This window comes from Pseudomonas sp. PARCl1 (genome assembly GCF_947311875.1).
Taxonomy (GTDB): Bacteria; Pseudomonadota; Gammaproteobacteria; order Pseudomonadales; family Pseudomonadaceae; genus Aquipseudomonas; species Aquipseudomonas juntendi.
Genome location: NZ_CAMZMX010000022.1, coordinates 31291 through 47167, shown reverse-complemented (window position 1 = coordinate 47167; position 15877 = coordinate 31291). Strand labels below are relative to the sequence as shown.

General features: G+C 63.3%; 15 protein-coding genes. 8 read left to right on the top strand and 7 right to left on the bottom strand.

The features are described from left to right. Positions 1 to 140: 140 nt before the first annotated feature. Positions 141 to 1766 carry an ABC transporter substrate-binding protein gene (locus tag QME24_RS13860; RefSeq protein ID WP_054881441.1) on the bottom strand — a complete coding sequence of 542 codons (1626 nt, stop codon included), beginning with the start codon at positions 1764 to 1766 and terminating at the stop codon, positions 141 to 143. Between the two features lie 413 nt (positions 1767 to 2179). Continuing rightward, the gene (locus QME24_RS13855) at positions 2180 to 2896 is read right to left on the bottom strand and encodes an SIMPL domain-containing protein (RefSeq protein ID WP_009685157.1); all 717 of its coding nucleotides are present in this window, start codon (positions 2894 to 2896) and stop codon (positions 2180 to 2182) included. 201 nt (positions 2897 to 3097) lie between these two features. Here QME24_RS13855 and QME24_RS13850 point away from each other — a divergent pair, with 201 nt between their 5' ends. From QME24_RS13850 to QME24_RS13835, 4 genes are all read left to right on the top strand, one after another. Continuing rightward, entirely contained in the window at positions 3098 to 4354 is a 1257-nt protein-coding gene (locus QME24_RS13850; protein WP_009685158.1) for an ATP-binding protein, read from the top strand. Next, positions 4354 to 4914, top strand: coding sequence for a response regulator transcription factor (locus QME24_RS13845; RefSeq protein ID WP_029885058.1), 561 nt, complete (start codon positions 4354 to 4356; stop codon positions 4912 to 4914). Before QME24_RS13850 ends, QME24_RS13845 begins: the two co-directional genes overlap by 1 nt. A gap of 152 nt (positions 4915 to 5066) precedes the next feature. After that, a complete protein-coding gene (locus QME24_RS13840; RefSeq protein WP_232892576.1) occupies positions 5067 to 6008 on the top strand; it encodes an AEC family transporter in 942 nt (313 codons plus the stop codon). A gap of 56 nt (positions 6009 to 6064) precedes the next feature. Then, positions 6065 to 7426 (top strand): amino acid permease, encoded by a 1362-nt coding sequence (locus tag QME24_RS13835; RefSeq protein WP_281690870.1) that lies wholly within the window; start codon positions 6065 to 6067, stop codon positions 7424 to 7426. 16 nt (positions 7427 to 7442) lie between these two features. Here QME24_RS13835 and QME24_RS13830 read toward each other — a convergent pair whose 3' ends face one another. The 5 genes from QME24_RS13830 to gatC form a co-directional block, all read right to left on the bottom strand. Then, positions 7443 to 8486, bottom strand: a complete 1044-nt coding sequence (locus tag QME24_RS13830; RefSeq protein ID WP_054905741.1) for a calcium/sodium antiporter — start codon at positions 8484 to 8486, stop codon at positions 7443 to 7445. 60 nt (positions 8487 to 8546) lie between these two features. Continuing rightward, positions 8547 to 8921 carry a septal ring lytic transglycosylase RlpA family protein gene (locus QME24_RS13825; protein ID WP_054881438.1) on the bottom strand — a complete coding sequence of 125 codons (375 nt, stop codon included), beginning with the start codon at positions 8919 to 8921 and terminating at the stop codon, positions 8547 to 8549. A gap of 110 nt (positions 8922 to 9031) precedes the next feature. After that, positions 9032 to 10477, bottom strand: a complete 1446-nt coding sequence (gene gatB, locus QME24_RS13820) for an Asp-tRNA(Asn)/Glu-tRNA(Gln) amidotransferase subunit GatB (RefSeq protein WP_009685165.1) — start codon at positions 10475 to 10477, stop codon at positions 9032 to 9034. Between the two features lie 11 nt (positions 10478 to 10488). Then, complete coding sequence (gene gatA / locus QME24_RS13815) at positions 10489 to 11940, bottom strand: Asp-tRNA(Asn)/Glu-tRNA(Gln) amidotransferase subunit GatA (protein WP_029885531.1); 1452 nt, start codon at positions 11938 to 11940, stop codon at positions 10489 to 10491. Positions 11941 to 11955: 15 nt separating this feature from the next. After that, positions 11956 to 12243, bottom strand: coding sequence for an Asp-tRNA(Asn)/Glu-tRNA(Gln) amidotransferase subunit GatC (gene gatC / locus QME24_RS13810; RefSeq protein WP_003255165.1), 288 nt, complete (start codon positions 12241 to 12243; stop codon positions 11956 to 11958). Positions 12244 to 12448: 205 nt separating this feature from the next. On the opposite strand from gatC, the gene mreB reads away from it, so the two are divergent. From mreB to QME24_RS13790, 4 genes are all read left to right on the top strand, one after another. Then, positions 12449 to 13486, top strand: a complete 1038-nt coding sequence (gene mreB, locus QME24_RS13805; protein ID WP_003255163.1) for a rod shape-determining protein MreB — start codon at positions 12449 to 12451, stop codon at positions 13484 to 13486. A 165-nt stretch (positions 13487 to 13651) separates the two neighbouring features. Then, positions 13652 to 14707, top strand: a complete 1056-nt coding sequence (gene mreC / locus QME24_RS13800; RefSeq protein WP_080709180.1) for a rod shape-determining protein MreC — start codon at positions 13652 to 13654, stop codon at positions 14705 to 14707. Continuing rightward, the gene (mreD, locus tag QME24_RS13795; RefSeq protein ID WP_029885529.1) at positions 14707 to 15195 is read left to right on the top strand and encodes a rod shape-determining protein MreD; all 489 of its coding nucleotides are present in this window, start codon (positions 14707 to 14709) and stop codon (positions 15193 to 15195) included. Before mreC ends, mreD begins: the two co-directional genes overlap by 1 nt. Before the next feature lie 32 nt (positions 15196 to 15227). Next, entirely contained in the window at positions 15228 to 15866 is a 639-nt protein-coding gene (locus QME24_RS13790) for a Maf family protein (protein ID WP_281690869.1), read from the top strand. Positions 15867 to 15877 lie beyond the last annotated feature (11 nt).

Sequence of the window (15877 nt, the reverse complement as noted above, 5' to 3'; positions counted from 1 at the left end):
GTCCTTTTCCTCTGTTTGCACCGCCTACGGGTACGAATGGCGGCAACAGTGTGCCGACCCCGCAGCGGATAGCTGCAGGCCGACAGAAATCAGTGATTGGAGGGGAGGGCACCCACCGCCTGGCGGGTGCCGGGGCTACCCTATTTGTCCACGCTGACGCCGTAGAAGGCGTTCAGCGCGAACGGGCTGATCTTGAAGTCCTTCACCTTGACGCTCATCGGCTGGTAGACGGTGGAGTGGGCGATCGGGGTGATCGGCACCTGCTCCTTGAGGATGCGCTGTGCCTGCTGGTACAGCTCGGTGCGCTTGGCTTGGTCAGAGGTGGCCTTGGCCTGTTTGATCAGGCTGTCGTAGGGCTTGTAGCACCACTTGGAGAAGTTGTTGCCGTCAATGGCATCGCAGCCGTAGAGGGTGCCTAGCCAGTTGTCCGGGTCACCGTTGTCGCCGCTCCAGCCAATCAGCATGGCGCCCTGTTCGCCGGCTTTGGAGCGCTTGATGTACTCGCCCCACTCATAGCTGACAATTTTTGCCTTGATGCCGATCTTGGCCCAGTCGGACTGCAGCATTTCGGCCATCAGCTTGGCATTGGGGTTGTACGGGCGTTGCACGGGCATGGCCCACAGGGTGATTTCGGTGCCTTCCTTGATGCCGGCTTCCTTGAGCAGTTGTTTGGCTTTTTCCGGGTCGAACGGTGCGTCCTTGATGCTGGTGTCATACGACCACTGCGTGGGCGGCATGGCGTTGACCGCCAACTGGCCGGCGCCCTGGTAGACCGACTCGATGATGCGCTTTTTGTCCACGGCCATGTCCAGCGCCTGGCGCACTTTCAGCTGGGCCATGGGGTTGGGCTGGTTGCTGCCCTTGATCTGGTCCATCACGTTATAGGCGATGTAACCCAGGTTGAAGCCGGCCTGCTGGGGCATCTGCAGGTTCTTGTCGGCCTTCAGCGGCTCGATATCGGCCGGGCGTGGGAAGAGGGTGACCTGGCATTCGTTCTTTTTCAGCTTCTGCATGCGTACCGAGGCGTCGGTGGTGATGGCGAAGATCAGGTTGTCGATCTTCACGTCCTCGGGCTTCCAGTAGTCCTTGTTGCCCTTGAAGCGGATCTGCGCGTCCTTCTGGTACTTGCTGAACACGAACGGGCCGGTGCCGATCGGCTTCTGGTTGATGTCGGCGGCCTTGCCGTCCTTGAGCAACTGGTCGGCGTATTCGGCGGACTGGATCGAGGCGAAGCTCATGGCCAGGTTCTGGATGAACGCTGCATCGACCTCGTTGAGGGTGAACTTGACGGTGTGCTCGTCAAGCTTCTCCAGCTTGGCGATGTTCTTGTCCATGCCCATGTCGGTGAAGTACGGGAACTCGGTCGGGTAGGCCTTGCGAAAGGGGTGGTCCTTGTCGAGCATGCGGTTGAAGGTGAACAGCACGTCGTCGGCGTTGAACGGGCGGGTCGGCTTGAAGTAGTCGGTGGTGTGGAACTTCACCCCCTCGCGCAGGTGGAAGGTGTAGGTCTTGCCATCGTCGGACACGTCCCAGCGGGTGGCCAGGCCGGGTATCACTGCAGTGCCGCCGCGTTCGAACTGCGTCAGGCGGTTGAAGACGGTTTCGGCCGAGGCGTCGAAGTCGGTGCCGGTAGTGTATTGCCCTGGATCGAAGCCGGCCGGGCTGCCTTCGGAGCAGAACACCAGGTTGGACGCGGCAAGTGCCGACGGAGCACCGGTGAGCAAGCCTGCACCGAGCAGGAACGGTATGACTGCGTGTTTGAGCATGGTGGCCTCATTTTTGTCATTTTTCGAGTGAGGTGGCCTCGTGAGCCGACCTGCGGATACTTATGCAGGGGATGTTCCCAATGCAACAGGTACAAGGATAGTTGGCGCCTGGAATGTGGCACGAACGTACATGGATGTCGCATCGCTATAACTTTCGGCGAAGTTAAACGTTTGCGTGGGCAAAATGATGGCTTTTTTCGAGGTGTTTCGAGGCGGGAATTTTGTAGGATGCACCTGAACGGTGCGTAAGAAAGGTCTGAAACGCTTTTTTCAGCCCCCCACACGGCCCCTGTAGGAGCGGCCTTGCGTCGCGATGGGCCGCGCGCAGCGGCCCCCTGTGCAGCACACTGCTACAACAGGGGAGCGCCCCCGCCCCGTCGCGACCCCAGGCCGCGCATATCGGCGCTAGTTGCTTAAGGCATCTGCACTTCAATCAACCCATCAGCATTCATGCTCACCTCGCTGGTACCGGCTTCGATGTCGGGCGCCGGCGCCGCTTCATCTGCGCTCATGGCCTTCATGGCCATAGGGGCGCTGCGCAGGTACGGCCGTGGGTAGCCGCTGCTGTTCAGGTTCAGGCTGACCACTTTGTAGCCTGTGCCGCCCAAGGCTTGCGTGGCCAGTTGTGCACGGGCCTTGAACGCATCGACGGCATCCTTGAGCAGCTCGTCTTCGCTGGACTTGCGCGTGGCCGGCGCGATGGAGAAGTCCATGCCACCCATTTTCAGCTCTTGCAGCAGGTCGGCGGTCAGTTGCGAGAGGGCCGGGAAATCGGCGCTTTCCAGGCGCAGCTCGGCGCGTTCACGCCAGCCGGTGATCTTCTGGCCTTTGCTGTCGTAAACGGGGTAGCTGTTGCGGCTGCCCTGGCTGATCTTCACATCCTTGACCTGGCGCGACTGCTGCACGGCCTTGTTCATGGTTTCGGTGATCTGCTTGGCGAGCTTGCCGGGGTCGCTGTTCTGCGCTTCGCTATACAAGGTCACGACCATCAGGTCGCGCGCCACTTCCTTGCTGACCTCGGCGCGCAGCGATACCTGGTTGTAGCGCGGTTCATCGGCCGCCAGTGCCGGCAGGCTGGCGAGCAGGCCGCAAGACATGATCAGGGCGGCGCCGTGACGTGGAATGTGCATGTGGTACTCCTTGGCAATAAAAGGCGTGGTCGCTGGTCATCCATGCCACGCATGGCCAATCAGACCGGCACCAGTGTAGTGGGTTCAACAGTGCCATCATGACAGTGTGACAAAGTGTGGCGCTTTGCCGCAGCGCTGCAGCAGGGGGCCCGGCTTCGGTATACTCCAGCCGATTTTCTGGAGCACTCATCAGGAGAGCTCATGCTCGCCGCCGTACAACCGTTGTCCGCTACCCGCCAGAACCTCTGGCGCCTGACCGTCATTCGTGTGCTGGTCCTGGCTGCCCAGGCCGGCTCGGTCGGTGTCGCCTACTGGACCGAACTGCTGCCCTTACCCTGGCTATCGCTGGCCGGTACCTTGGCCTTGTCGTCGCTGCTGTGTGCCTTCACCGCCCTGCGCCTGCGCTTGTCGGTGCCCGTCACCGAAATGGAATACGCCCTGCAGCTGGCCTGTGACCTGTTGATCCACAGTGCCTTGCTGTATTACTCCGGCGGCTCGACCAACCCGTTCGTGTCCTACTACCTGGTACCGTTGGCCATTGCCGCAGTGACCCTGCCGTGGCTGTATTCGCTGATCCTGTCCGGTATTGCCCTGACCGCCTACAGCTTGCTGCTGGTGCAGTTCTACCCGCTCGAAGGCCTGCCCATGGCGCGGGACAAGATGCAGGTGTACGGCATGTGGCTGAGTATTGCCCTGGCGGCGGCGGTGATCACCTTCTTCGCGGCACGCATGGCTGAAGAGCTGCGGCGCCAGGAGCAACTACGCTCCGAGCGGCGTGAAGAAAGCCTGCGCGACGAGCAGTTGCTGGCCGTAGCCACCCAGGCCGCCGGCGCCGCTCATGAGCTGGGCACGCCGCTGGCCACCATGAGTGTGCTGATCAATGAAATGCGCCAGGACCACACCGACCCGCTGTTGCAGGAAGACCTGCAAATCCTTCAGGACCAGGTGAAGCTGTGCAAGGAAACCCTGCAGCAACTGGTACGCGCCGCTGAAGCCAACCGCCGCCTGGCGGTGGTCGAGCAGGATGTCACCGCCTGGCTGGACGAAGCGCTGAACCGCTGGCACCTGATGCGCCCGGAAAGCAGCTACCGCTTCCAGCGCCTGCGTGACGGCCAGGTGCCGCGCCTGACCCCGCCACCGGACCTGACCCAGGCGCTGCTGAACCTGTTGAACAATGCGGCCGATGCCTGCCCCGATGACCTTGAAGTGCGCCTTGACTGGGACGCTCAGGATATCGTTATCAGCATCCGCGACCATGGCCCTGGCGTGCCGCCGGCCATTGCCGAAGCCATCGGCAAACCCTTCATTACCACCAAGGGCAAAGGTTTCGGCCTGGGCCTGTTCTTGAGCAAGGCCAGCGTGACCCGTGCGGGCGGTTCGGTAAAACTTTATAGTCATGAGCAGGGTGGCACCCTGACCGAACTGCGCCTGCCCTATGGCAAGCGAGGAGATGAATGATGAGCGAAGAAAACCAGGTCGAGAGCGAAGAGCTGCCGCACCTGCTGCTGGTGGATGACGATGCCACCTTCACCCGGGTCATGGCGCGCGCCATGAGCCGTCGCGGGTTCCGCGTGAGCATTGCCGGTTCCGCCGAAGAGGGCTTGATCCTGGCCCAGCAGGACCTGCCGGATTACGCCACGCTGGACCTGAAGATGGACGGCGACTCCGGCCTGGTGCTGCTGCCCAAGCTGCTGGAGCTGGACCCGGAAATGCGCGTGGTGATCCTGACCGGTTATTCGAGCATTGCCACGGCAGTGGAGGCGGTCAAGCGCGGCGCCTGCAACTACCTGTGCAAACCGGCTGATGCCGACGACGTGCTGGCGGCGTTGCTGTCGGAGCACACCGACCTGGACACGTTGGTGCCGGAAAACCCGATGTCGGTCGACCGCCTGCAGTGGGAGCATATCCAGCGAGTGCTGACCGAGCACGATGGCAATATCTCGGCCACCGCACGGGCGCTGGGCATGCACCGGCGGACCTTGCAGCGCAAACTGCAGAAGCGTCCGGTTCGGCGCTGATTCATATTGCCTGTACCGGCCTCATCGCTGGCAAGCTGGCGATAGGGCCGGTGTGGACAGAAATTTATCTGTAACACCCCGCGATCCCCGCAAATCCCGGCTGTTGGCGTATCATTGCCACCTGACGGCAACCCCTCCAGGATCGCTAGCGCATGCTCGCCCTTCTCATCCAGACGCTGAATATCACGGCACCGGTTTTCGCCATGCTGTTCATGGGCGTGCTGCTCAAACGCATTCGCCTGATCGACGATAACTTCAACCAGGTCGCTTCGCAGCTGGTGTTCAACGTGTGCATGCCGGCCCTGCTGTTCCTGGGCATCTACCACGCTGACCTGGCTACGGCGGTCCAGCCCGGGGTCATCCTGTACTTCATCGCAGCGACCCTGATCGGCTTCGCCCTTGCCTGGGGCATGGCTATCTGGCGCAGCCCCATGGCCGATCGCGGTATCTATGCCCAAGGCGCCTTTCGCGGCAACAACGGCGTCATTGGCCTGGCCTTGGCCGCCAGCCTGTACGGGGACTATGGTATTTCCCTGGGGGCGGTACTCGCCGGCGTGGTCATCCTCATGTACAACTCGCTGTCCGCGGTGGTGCTGGCGGTGTACAGCCCGGACCTCAAGTCCGACCCCTGGAGCATCTGCAAGAGCATTTTCAGCAACCCGCTGATCATCAGCGTATTGGTGGCCACCCCGATGGCCTACGGCCAGGTGCCGCTGCCCAACTGGCTGCTCACTTCAGGCGACTACCTGGCGCAGATGACCCTGCCACTGGCGCTGATCTGCATCGGCGGCACCCTGTCGCTGGCGGCACTGCGCGACAGTGGCCGCCTGGCCATCGATGCCAGCCTGGTGAAGATGGTGTGGTTACCGCTGCTCGGCACCCTGGGTGCCTGGCTGTTTGGTTTTCGCGGTGCCGAGCTGGGCATCCTGTTCCTGTACATCGGTAGCCCGACGGCGGCCGCCAGCTACGTGATGGCGCGCGCGGCCAACGGCAACCACCAATTGGCGGCGTCGATCATCGTGATCACCACGTTGATGGCAGCAATCACCACCAACATTGGTATTTTCATCTTGCAGTGGGGCGGATGGATCTAGATCCTTGACTGCAAACAACAGCAACAGCACTGCCTCACTGAGCTAAAGGACACTTCATGCAAGACCAGAGCACGCCCGAGCGGTTACAGCGCGGGCTGAAGAATCGCCACATCCAGCTGATTGCGCTGGGTGGGGCCATCGGTACCGGGCTGTTCCTGGGCATCGCCCAGACCATCCAGCTGGCTGGCCCATCGGTACTGCTGGGTTACGCCATCGCCGGCCTGATGGCCTTCCTGATCATGCGCCAGTTGGGTGAAATGGTGGTGGAAGAGCCGGTTGCCGGTAGCTTCAGCCATTTTGCCCACCAGTACTGGAGCGAGTTCGCCGGTTTCGTCTCGGGCTGGAACTACTGGGTGGTGTACGTGCTGGTCGGCATGGCCGAGCTCACGGCTGTGGGTATCTACGTGCAGTACTGGTGGCCGGAATTCCCGACCTGGGCCACTGCGGCGATCTTTTTCGTGGTGATCAACCTGATCAACCTTACCCAGGTAAAGGTCTATGGCGAAATGGAGTTCTGGTTCGCCTTGGTCAAGGTGGTGGCCATTGTCAGCATGATCGGCTTCGGTGCCTGGTTGCTGAGCAGCGGGCAGGGCGGCGCCGATGCCAGCGTAGCCAACCTGTGGCAGTACGGCGGGTTCTTCCCCAATGGCGTCAGCGGCCTGGTGATGGCGTTGGCGGTGATCATGTTCTCGTTTGGCGGCCTGGAGCTGGTGGGCATTACCGCTGCCGAGGCCGACAACCCGCGCCAGAGCATCCCCAAGGCCACCAACCAGGTGGTGTACCGTATCCTCATTTTCTACATCGGCGCGCTGGCCGTGCTGCTGTCGTTGTACCCGTGGCAGAAGATGGTGCAAGGCGGTAGCCCGTTCGTGATGATCTTCCACGAACTGGACAGCGACCTGGTGGCCACCATTCTCAACATTGTGGTGCTTACCGCGGCGCTGTCGGTGTACAACAGCTGCGTGTATGCCAACAGCCGCATGCTGTTCGGCCTGGCCAGCCAGGGCGATGCGCCGCGCCAGTTGCTGAAGGTCAGCCGCAGCGGCGTGCCCCTGACCGCACTGGGGGTATCGGCGTTCGCCACCGGCTTGTGCGTAGTGATCAATTACCTGATGCCGGGTGAGGCCTTTGGCTTGTTGATGGCCCTGGCGGTATCGGCGCTGGTGATCAACTGGGCGAGCATCAGCATCACCCACCTGAAGTTCCGCAAAGCCAAGCTGGCCGCGGGCATCACCCCGTTCTACAAGAGCCTGGGGCACCCGCTGACCAACTACCTGTGCCTGGCATTCATCGTGTTGATCCTGGTGGTGATGTACCTGACCCCGCCGATTCGCATTTCAGTGATGCTGATACCGGCATGGATTGCCGCGCTGTGGGTGGCCTTCAAGCTGAAGAAGGCTCGCCAGGGGAAGTACTGAGTCGGGCTCATGCCCCTCAATGCTGCCGCCGCCAGGCACGCACGGTGGTGTACAGCAGCACCAGGGCCAGTACCGGCAGCACGTAGAACAGCATCAGCCGCTCAAGGCGGCCGGCCAGCGGCAGCCCCATGGTGAAGGCCGCGACGTGCAGGCCATAAGCCAGGTACAGGCACAGGAAGACCAGCCCTTCGGCGCGGGTAATGCGGTAGCCGGAATAGAACACCGGCATACTCAGTACGGCAACGCCGAGCATCACGGGCAGGTCGAACGACAGCGCATTGGGTGAAATCGACAGCGGCTGTGGGGTCACCAGTGCGGTCAGGCCCAGCACCGCCAGCACGTTGAACAGGTTGCTGCCAATGACCGTGCCCACGGCGATCTCCCGCTCGCCCCGCAGGGCCGCAATCAAGGCAGCGGCCAATTCCGGCAGGGAGGTGCACACAGCGACCACGGTCAGCCCGATGACGCGCTCGGACAGGCCCAGGTCGGTGGCCACCTCGACGGCGGCTTCAAGCAGCAAGTGGCCTGCCAGGGTCAACAGGCCCAGGCCGAACAGCACCTGCAGCACGGTGGCTGGCCAGAAGCGCCCGGCGCTGGCCTGGGCGGCATCGGGGGCAGGGTAGGTGCGTGCGTAATGGCGCGACTGGTGCCAGAGCATGGCCAGGTAGCCGGCCAGGCCCAGCAACAGCAACCCGCCTTCGAACCGGCCCAGCTGGCCGTTGGCGCACAGTGCGTAGACCAGGCCGCTGGCGAGGATCATCAGCGGTATGTCCAGACGTACCAACTGGCGCGAAACCCGCAGTGGAATGATCAATGCGGCCAGGCCGAGCACTACCAGCACATTGAAGATATTGCTGCCGACCACGCTGCCGACCGCTACATCCGGCGCGCCCTGGTAGGCCGCCTGCAGGCTGACGGTCAACTGTGGTGCGGTGCTGCCGAAGGCGACCAGGCTCAGGCCGATGATCAGCGGGCGCACGTGCAGGCGCTGCGCCAGGCGCAGGGCGGCGCGCACCAGCAGTTCGGCGCCGCCTACCAGCAACAGCAGGGCTGTGCCCAGTTGCAGCAGGCTGAAGGTGGGAAGGGTGGCCAAGTCGAAAATGGTCGAACTCCTGTCGCGTCAGTCGCTAAGCCCTTGTACCCGCACCCGCGCTGTGCCGCTACGCAGCATGCCGATTTTTTCGGCGGCGGCGCGTGACAGGTCGATCAGCCGGCCGCGGGTATGCGGGCCACGGTCGTTGATGCGTACCACCACACTGCGCTGGTTGGCCATGTTGGTCACCAGAACGCGGCTGCCAAACGGCAGGCTGCGGTGGGCGGCGGTAAGGCCGTGCTGGTTGAACGGTTCGCCGCTGGCGGTGCGTTTGCCGTGGTGGCGCGAGCCGTAATAGGAAGCGGTGCCGGTCTGGTCGTAACCGCGTGGGTCGATGTCATGGCTGGCGCAGCCGGCCAGGAACGAAAACAGGGCGAGGGTGCCGAGGGATCGTTTTAGCAAGTCAGGTGCTCTCCTAGTGCGACGCTCCCACAGGTCGGCGCTGTACCTGTGGGAGCGGGCATGCCCGCGAACGAGGGCGAAGCCCTTGCAGGACTACAGGGATAAAACAATCACCCTTCGAGCTTGGCCTTGAGCATTTGGTTCACCTGCCCCGGGTTGGCCTTGCCTTTGGAGGCTTTCATGGCCTGGCCGACGAAGAAGCCGAACATCTTGCCACGCTTGGCTTCATCAGCCGCGCGGTACTGTTCCACCTGCTCGGCATTGGCGGCCAGCATTTCGTCGAGCATCTTCTCGATTGCGCCGGTGTCGGTGACCTGCTTCAGGCCTTTGCTTTCGATGATGCTGTCGGCATCGCCTTCACCGCCAGCCATGGCTTCGAACACGGTCTTGGCGATCTTGCCGCTGATGGTGTTATCGCGGATGCGCAGCAGCATGCCACCCAGTTGCGCAGCGCTGACCGGTGCCTGGTCGATCTCCACGCCCAACTTGTTCAGCAGGCTCCCCAGTTCGACCATGACCCAGTTGGCGGCCAGCTTGGCGTCACCGCCAATTTTCACCACTTCTTCGAAGTAGTCGGCCTGTTCGCGGCTGGAGGCCAGCACGTTGGCATCGTAGGCCGACAGGCCGTACTGGCGCTGGAAGCGCTCGACCTTCTGCGGCGGCAGCTCGGGCAGGGCAGCGCGGATGCTGTCGAGGTAGCTGTCTTCGATCACGACCGGCAGCAGGTCCGGGTCGGGGAAGTAACGGTAGTCGTTGGCTTCCTCTTTGCTGCGCATGGAACGGGTTTCATCTTTGTTCGGGTCGTACAGGCGGGTCTCCTGCACCACCTTGCCGCCATCCTCGATCAGGTCGATCTGGCGCTGGATCTCGCTGTTGATGGCACGCTCGATGAAGCGGAACGAGTTGACGTTCTTGATCTCGCAGCGGGTACCGAATTCAGCCTGGCCTTTCGGGCGGATCGACACGTTGCAGTCGCAACGCAGCGAGCCCTCGGCCATGTTGCCGTCGCAGATGCCCAGGTAGCGCACCAGTGCGTGGATCGCCTTGACGTACGCCACGGCCTCCTTGGCGCTGCGCATGTCAGGCTCGGACACGATCTCCAGCAGCGGTGTGCCGGCGCGGTTCAGGTCAATGCCGGTAGAGCCGCTGAAGTCTTCGTGCAGGCTTTTGCCTGCGTCTTCTTCCAAGTGCGCGCGGGTGACCCCGATGCGCTTGATGGTGCCGTCTTCCAGGGCGATGTCCAGGTGGCCCTTGCCGACGATCGGCAGGTCCATCTGGCTGATCTGGTAGCCCTTGGGCAGGTCCGGGTAGAAGTAGTTCTTGCGCGCGAACACGTTGCGCTTGCCGATCTCGGCATCGATGGCCAGGCCGAACATGCAGGCCATGCGCACGGCTTCCTGGTTCAGCACCGGCAAAACGCCCGGCATGCCCAGGTCAACCAGGCTGGCCTGGGTATTCGGCTCGGAGCCGAAGGTGGTAGCGCTGCCGGAGAAGATCTTCGACTGGGTGGCGAGCTGAGTGTGGATTTCCAGCCCGATCACAACTTCCCATTGCATGTGTGAACTCCTCAGAAGCCGTTGGGGGCACGGGTGTGCCAGTCGGTCACTTGCTGGTAGCGGTGCGCGACGTTGAGCAACCGGCCTTCCTGGAAGTACGGCGCCAGCAGCTGTACGCCGACCGGCAGGCCGTCGACGAAGCCCGCGGGCATCGACAGGCCCGGCAGGCCCGCCAGGTTGGCGGTGATGGTGTAGATGTCTTCGAGGTAGGCGGCGACCGGGTCGCTGCTCTTGGCGCCCAGCTTCCAGGCCGGGTTGGGCGTGGTCGGGCCAAGGATCAGGTCGACCTCGTTGAAAGCGGCCATGAAGTCGTTCTTGATCAGGCGGCGGATCTGTTGCGCCTTCACGTAGTACGCGTCGTAGTAGCCGGCCGACAGGGCATAGGTGCCGACCATGATGCGGCGCTGGACTTCAACGCCGAAACCTTCGCCACGCGAACGCTTGTACAGGTCGGTCAGGTCCTTGGGCGCCTCGCAGCGGTAGCCGAAGCGTACACCGTCGAAACGCGACAGGTTGGACGAGGCCTCGGCAGGTGCGATCACGTAGTACGCGGCAATGGCGTGCTGCATGTTCGGCAGGCTGATTTCCTTGACCACGGCACCGAGCTTTTCCAGCTCCTTGACGCTGGCCTGGACCAGGTCGGCAATGCGTGGGTCCAGGCCTGCACCGAAGTACTCCTTGGGCAGGCCGATGCGCAGGCCCTGCAAGGAGGCGCCGAGGTTGGCGCTGTAGTCCGGCACCGGCTCTTCGATGCTGGTGGAGTCCTTGGCGTCGAAGCCGGCCATGCCTTGCAGCAGCAAGGCGCAGTCTTCGGCGGTTCGCGCCAGTGGGCCACCCTGGTCGAGGCTGGAGGCGTAGGCGATCATGCCCCAGCGCGAAACACGACCGTACGTCGGTTTCAGGCCGGTGAGGTTGGTCAGCGCCGCCGGCTGGCGGATCGACCCGCCGGTGTCGGTGCCGGTGGTGGCTGGCAGCAGGCGCGCCGCCACGGCCGCGGCAGAACCGCCGGACGAGCCGCCTGGCACGTGTTCCAGGTTCCACGGGTTCTTCACCGCGCCGTAGTGGCTGGATTCGTTGGCCGAACCCATGGCGAACTCGTCCATGTTGGTCTTGCCCAGGGTGACCATGCCGGCTTCGGCCAGCTTGGCGACCACGGTGGCGTCATACGGCGCCTTGAAGTTGTCGAGCATCTTCGAGCCGCAGCTGGTGCGCACGCCGTTGGTGCAGAACAGGTCCTTGTGGGCGATGGGCGCACCCAGCAGCGCGCCGGTCTCGCCAGCGGCGCGACGGGCGTCGGCAGCACGCGCCTGGCCCAGGGCCAGCTCGTCGGTGACGCTGATGAAGCTGTTGAGCTGTGGGTCGAGCTGCTTGATGCGCGCCAGCAGCGTGCCGGTCAGCTCTTCGGAAGAAAACGACTTGTCGGCGAGTCCGCGGGCGATCTCGGCCAGGGTCAATTGGTGCATGGCAGGCTCTATCCCTTACTCGATGACTTTGGGAACCAGGTACAGACCGCTTTCGGTCGATGGCGCGATGGCCTGGTAGGCGTCGCGCTGGTTGCTTTCGGTGACCTGGTCGGGACGCAGGCGCTGGCTGGCCTCCAGCGGGTGAGCCAGAGGCTCGATGCCAGTGGTGTCGACAGCTTGCATCTGGTCGACCAGCCCAAGAATGCTGTTGAGGGCGTCGGTAATACGTGGCAGTTCGCCATCATTCAGGCCCAGGCGGGCCAGATGGGCGATCTTTTCCACGTCGCAGCGTTCAAGCGCCATGGGGATCTCCAAGGGAAACAAAGAACGGAATTTAGGTCCGCAGTGAGGAACATGTCAGCTTTTTGGCGGTCTAACAGCCGCGAATTTCTGCTGGCGTGCTCGGAAAAACAGCCAATTTAACATATTGGCTCCTTGCCCAAAATCCCTGCCATTGTTAGAGTTTGCCGCACTTTTTTACCCACGCTTTCCCCAGGGTCACTTTCCCATGTTCAAGAAACTGCGTGGCATGTTTTCCAGCGATCTTTCCATCGACCTGGGTACTGCCAACACCCTTATTTACGTGCGTGAGCGCGGTATCGTCCTGAATGAGCCCTCGGTTGTTGCCATCCGTACCCATGGCAACCAGAAAAGCGTCGTCGCCGTCGGTACCGAAGCCAAACGCATGCTGGGCCGTACGCCTGGCAACATTGCAGCCATTCGTCCGATGAAGGACGGCGTGATCGCCGACTTCAGCGTTTGCGAAAAAATGTTGCAATATTTCATCAACAAGGTTCACGAGAACAGCTTCCTGCAGCCAAGCCCGCGCGTGCTGATCTGCGTACCGTGCAAATCGACCCAGGTAGAGCGCCGCGCCATTCGCGAGTCGGCCCTGGGTGCCGGTGCCCGTGAAGTGTTCCTGATCGAAGAGCCAATGGCTGCCGCCATCGGCGCCGGCCTGCCGGTAGAAGAGGCCCGCGGTTCGATGGTCGTCGATATCGGTGGCGGCACCACCGAAATCGCCCTGATCTCGCTCAACGGTGTGGTCTACGCCGAGTCCGTGCGTGTTGGCGGTGACCGCTTCGACGAAGCCATCGTGACCTACGTGCGCCGCAACTACGGCAGCCTGATCGGCGAGTCCACCGCCGAGCGCATCAAGCAGGAAATCGGCACTGCCTACCCGGGCGGCGAAGTGCGCGAAGTCGACGTGCGTGGCCGTAACCTGGCCGAAGGCGTGCCGCGTGCCTTCACCCTGAACTCCAACGAAGTGCTCGAAGCGCTGCAGGAGTCGCTGGCGACCATCGTTCAGGCAGTGAAGAGCGCCCTCGAGCAATCGCCGCCCGAGCTGGCCTCCGACATCGCCGAGCGTGGCCTGGTGTTGACCGGTGGTGGTGCGCTGCTGCGTGACCTCGACAAGCTGCTGGCCCAGGAAACCGGCCTGCCGGTGATCGTCGCCGAAGACCCGCTGACCTGTGTCGCCCGTGGCGGTGGTCGCGCCCTGGAGATGATGGACAAGCACGCGATGGACCTGCTCTCCAGCGAGTGATCCTGCTCGCGGTTCATGAGCGCCCGGTTTACAGGTAGTACGCACAGTGCTACCTGTATGTGCTGGGCTGGCGCCCACACGGGCGCCGTATCCGTCAACCCGCAACCAGGCTGGTGCGTTGTCCCATGTCCAATGACCTCCTGAGTCGTCCACGAGGAACGGCCCATTAAACCGCTTTTCTCCAAGGGCCCTTCGCTGGGCGTTCGCCTGCTCGTTCTGGTGGTGCTGTCAGTCGCGTTGATGGTTGTCGACGCGCGCTTCGACGTGCTCAAACCGGTGCGCAGCCAGATGGGCCTGGTGCTGATGGAGTCGTACTGGATCACCGACTTGCCGCAGCGTGCCTGGCAGGGCGTGGCGGGCCAGTTCGGTAGCCGCACCGAACTGATTGCCGAAAACGAGAAGCTCAAGACCGAGGCCCTGCTGCTGCAGGGGCGCCTGCAGAAGCTGGCGGCCCTGACCGAGCAGAACGTGCGCCTGCGCGAATTGCTCAACTCCTCGGCGCTGGTCAACGAAAAGGTCGAAGTGGCCGAGCTGATCGGGGTCGACCCCAACCCCTTCACGCACCGTATCCTGATCAACAAGGGCGAGCGTGACGGCGTGTTCCTTGGCCAGCCGGTGCTCGATGCCCGCGGCCTGATGGGGCAGGTGGTCGAGTTGATGCCCTATACCTCGCGGGTGCTGCTGCTGACCGACACCACCCACAGCATTCCGGTGCAGGTCAACCGCAATGGCTTGCGCGCGATCGCCAGCGGTACCGGTAACCCCGAGCGCCTGGAATTGCGCCATGTGGCCGATACCGCCGACATCAAGGAAGGCGACCTGCTGGTCAGTTCCGGCATGGGCCAGCGCTTCCCGGCCGGCTACCCGGTGGCCACCGTCAATGAAGTGATCCACGACTCCGGGCAGCCGTTCGCTATCGTGCGTGCCATCCCCACCGCCGCGCTCAACCGCAGCCGCTACATGCTGCTGGTGTTCAGTGACCGGCGCACCCCAGAGCAGCGTGCCACCGATGCTGCCATGGCCCAGGAAGAAGCCGACCGCAAGGGCACCGCGCCCGCCGGCCAGCCAGCCACAACCGGCGAGCAGGCCGCACCGGCCACGGGTACCCCTGCAGCGCCGGCCAGCCCGGCCACGCCAACGGCCCCGGCCGCGCAGCCTGCGGCCCCAAGTGCTGCCCCGGCGGCAGCGCCAGCTGCCCCCGCCCACACCCGGAGACAATGATGGCTGCATCGCGCCGCAACAACGGCTGGGTGATCTGGCTGACTTTCGCCATCGGCCTGCTGCTCAGCGTCTCGCCCATGCCGCAGTTCATGGAAGTGTTCCGGCCCATGTGGCTGGCCTTGCTGGTTTCGTTCTGGACCCTGGCCATGCCGCACAAGGTGGGCATGACCACAGCGTTCGTGCTGGGTCTGGCCGAGGATGTGCTGTACGGCACCTTGCTCGGGCAGAACGCACTGATCCTTACCCTGATCACCTTCCTGGTGCTGTCCTTGCAGCAGCGCCTGCGCATGTTCCCCATGTGGCAGCAAAGCCTGGTCATTCTGGTGATCTTCGGCATTGCCCAGCTGATCCAGCTGTGGCTTAGCGCCCTGACCGGCAACCGTCTGCCCACCCTGGCACTGGTCTGGTCGGCGGTGATCAGCGCCTTGCTCTGGCCGTGGATCAGTTTCGCCCTGCGCGACCTGCGTCGCCGCTTGCGTATCAACTGACGGCGATGCGCCGCTGACAGGGAGATGTCTGCATGAACCCGCTTTACCTGGCCTCCGGCTCGCCTCGCCGCCGTGAATTGCTGACCCAGATCGGCGTGCCGTTCAGCGTCATCAGCGCCCCCATCGACGAAACCCCGCTGGCCGATGAAAGCGCCCAGGCTTACGTCGAGCGTCTGGCCCGGGCCAAGGCTGCCGCCGGCCTGGGCTGCCTCGCCCACCCCGACAACGCCACGGCCCCCGAGCGCCGTGCTGTGGTGCTTGGTGCAGACACGGCAGTGGTGCTCGAGGGGCGTATTCTGGGTAAACCGCAAAGCCGCGAAGATGCCTTGGCCATGCTGGCTGATCTGGCTGGCCGCGAGCACCAGGTGCTGACCGCCGTCGCTTTGACCGATGGCCTGCGCGTGCGCAGCCTGTGCGTGGCCAGCAGCGTGCATTTTCGCCCGATCGGTGCCGACGAAGCGCAACGTTACTGGGCTAGCGGCGAGCCGGCGGACAAGGCAGGCGGTTATGCCATCCAGGGCCTGGGTGCGGTGTTCGTCACCGGCCTGGCCGGCAGCTATTCGGCAGTGGTCGGTTTGCCGCTGTGTGAAACCGCAGAATTGCTCGGCCAGTTTGGCATTGCCTGCTGGCAGCCGCTCGTGCCTGCAACAGAGGTAACAAACCCGCGGTAGCCAGCTCTGCC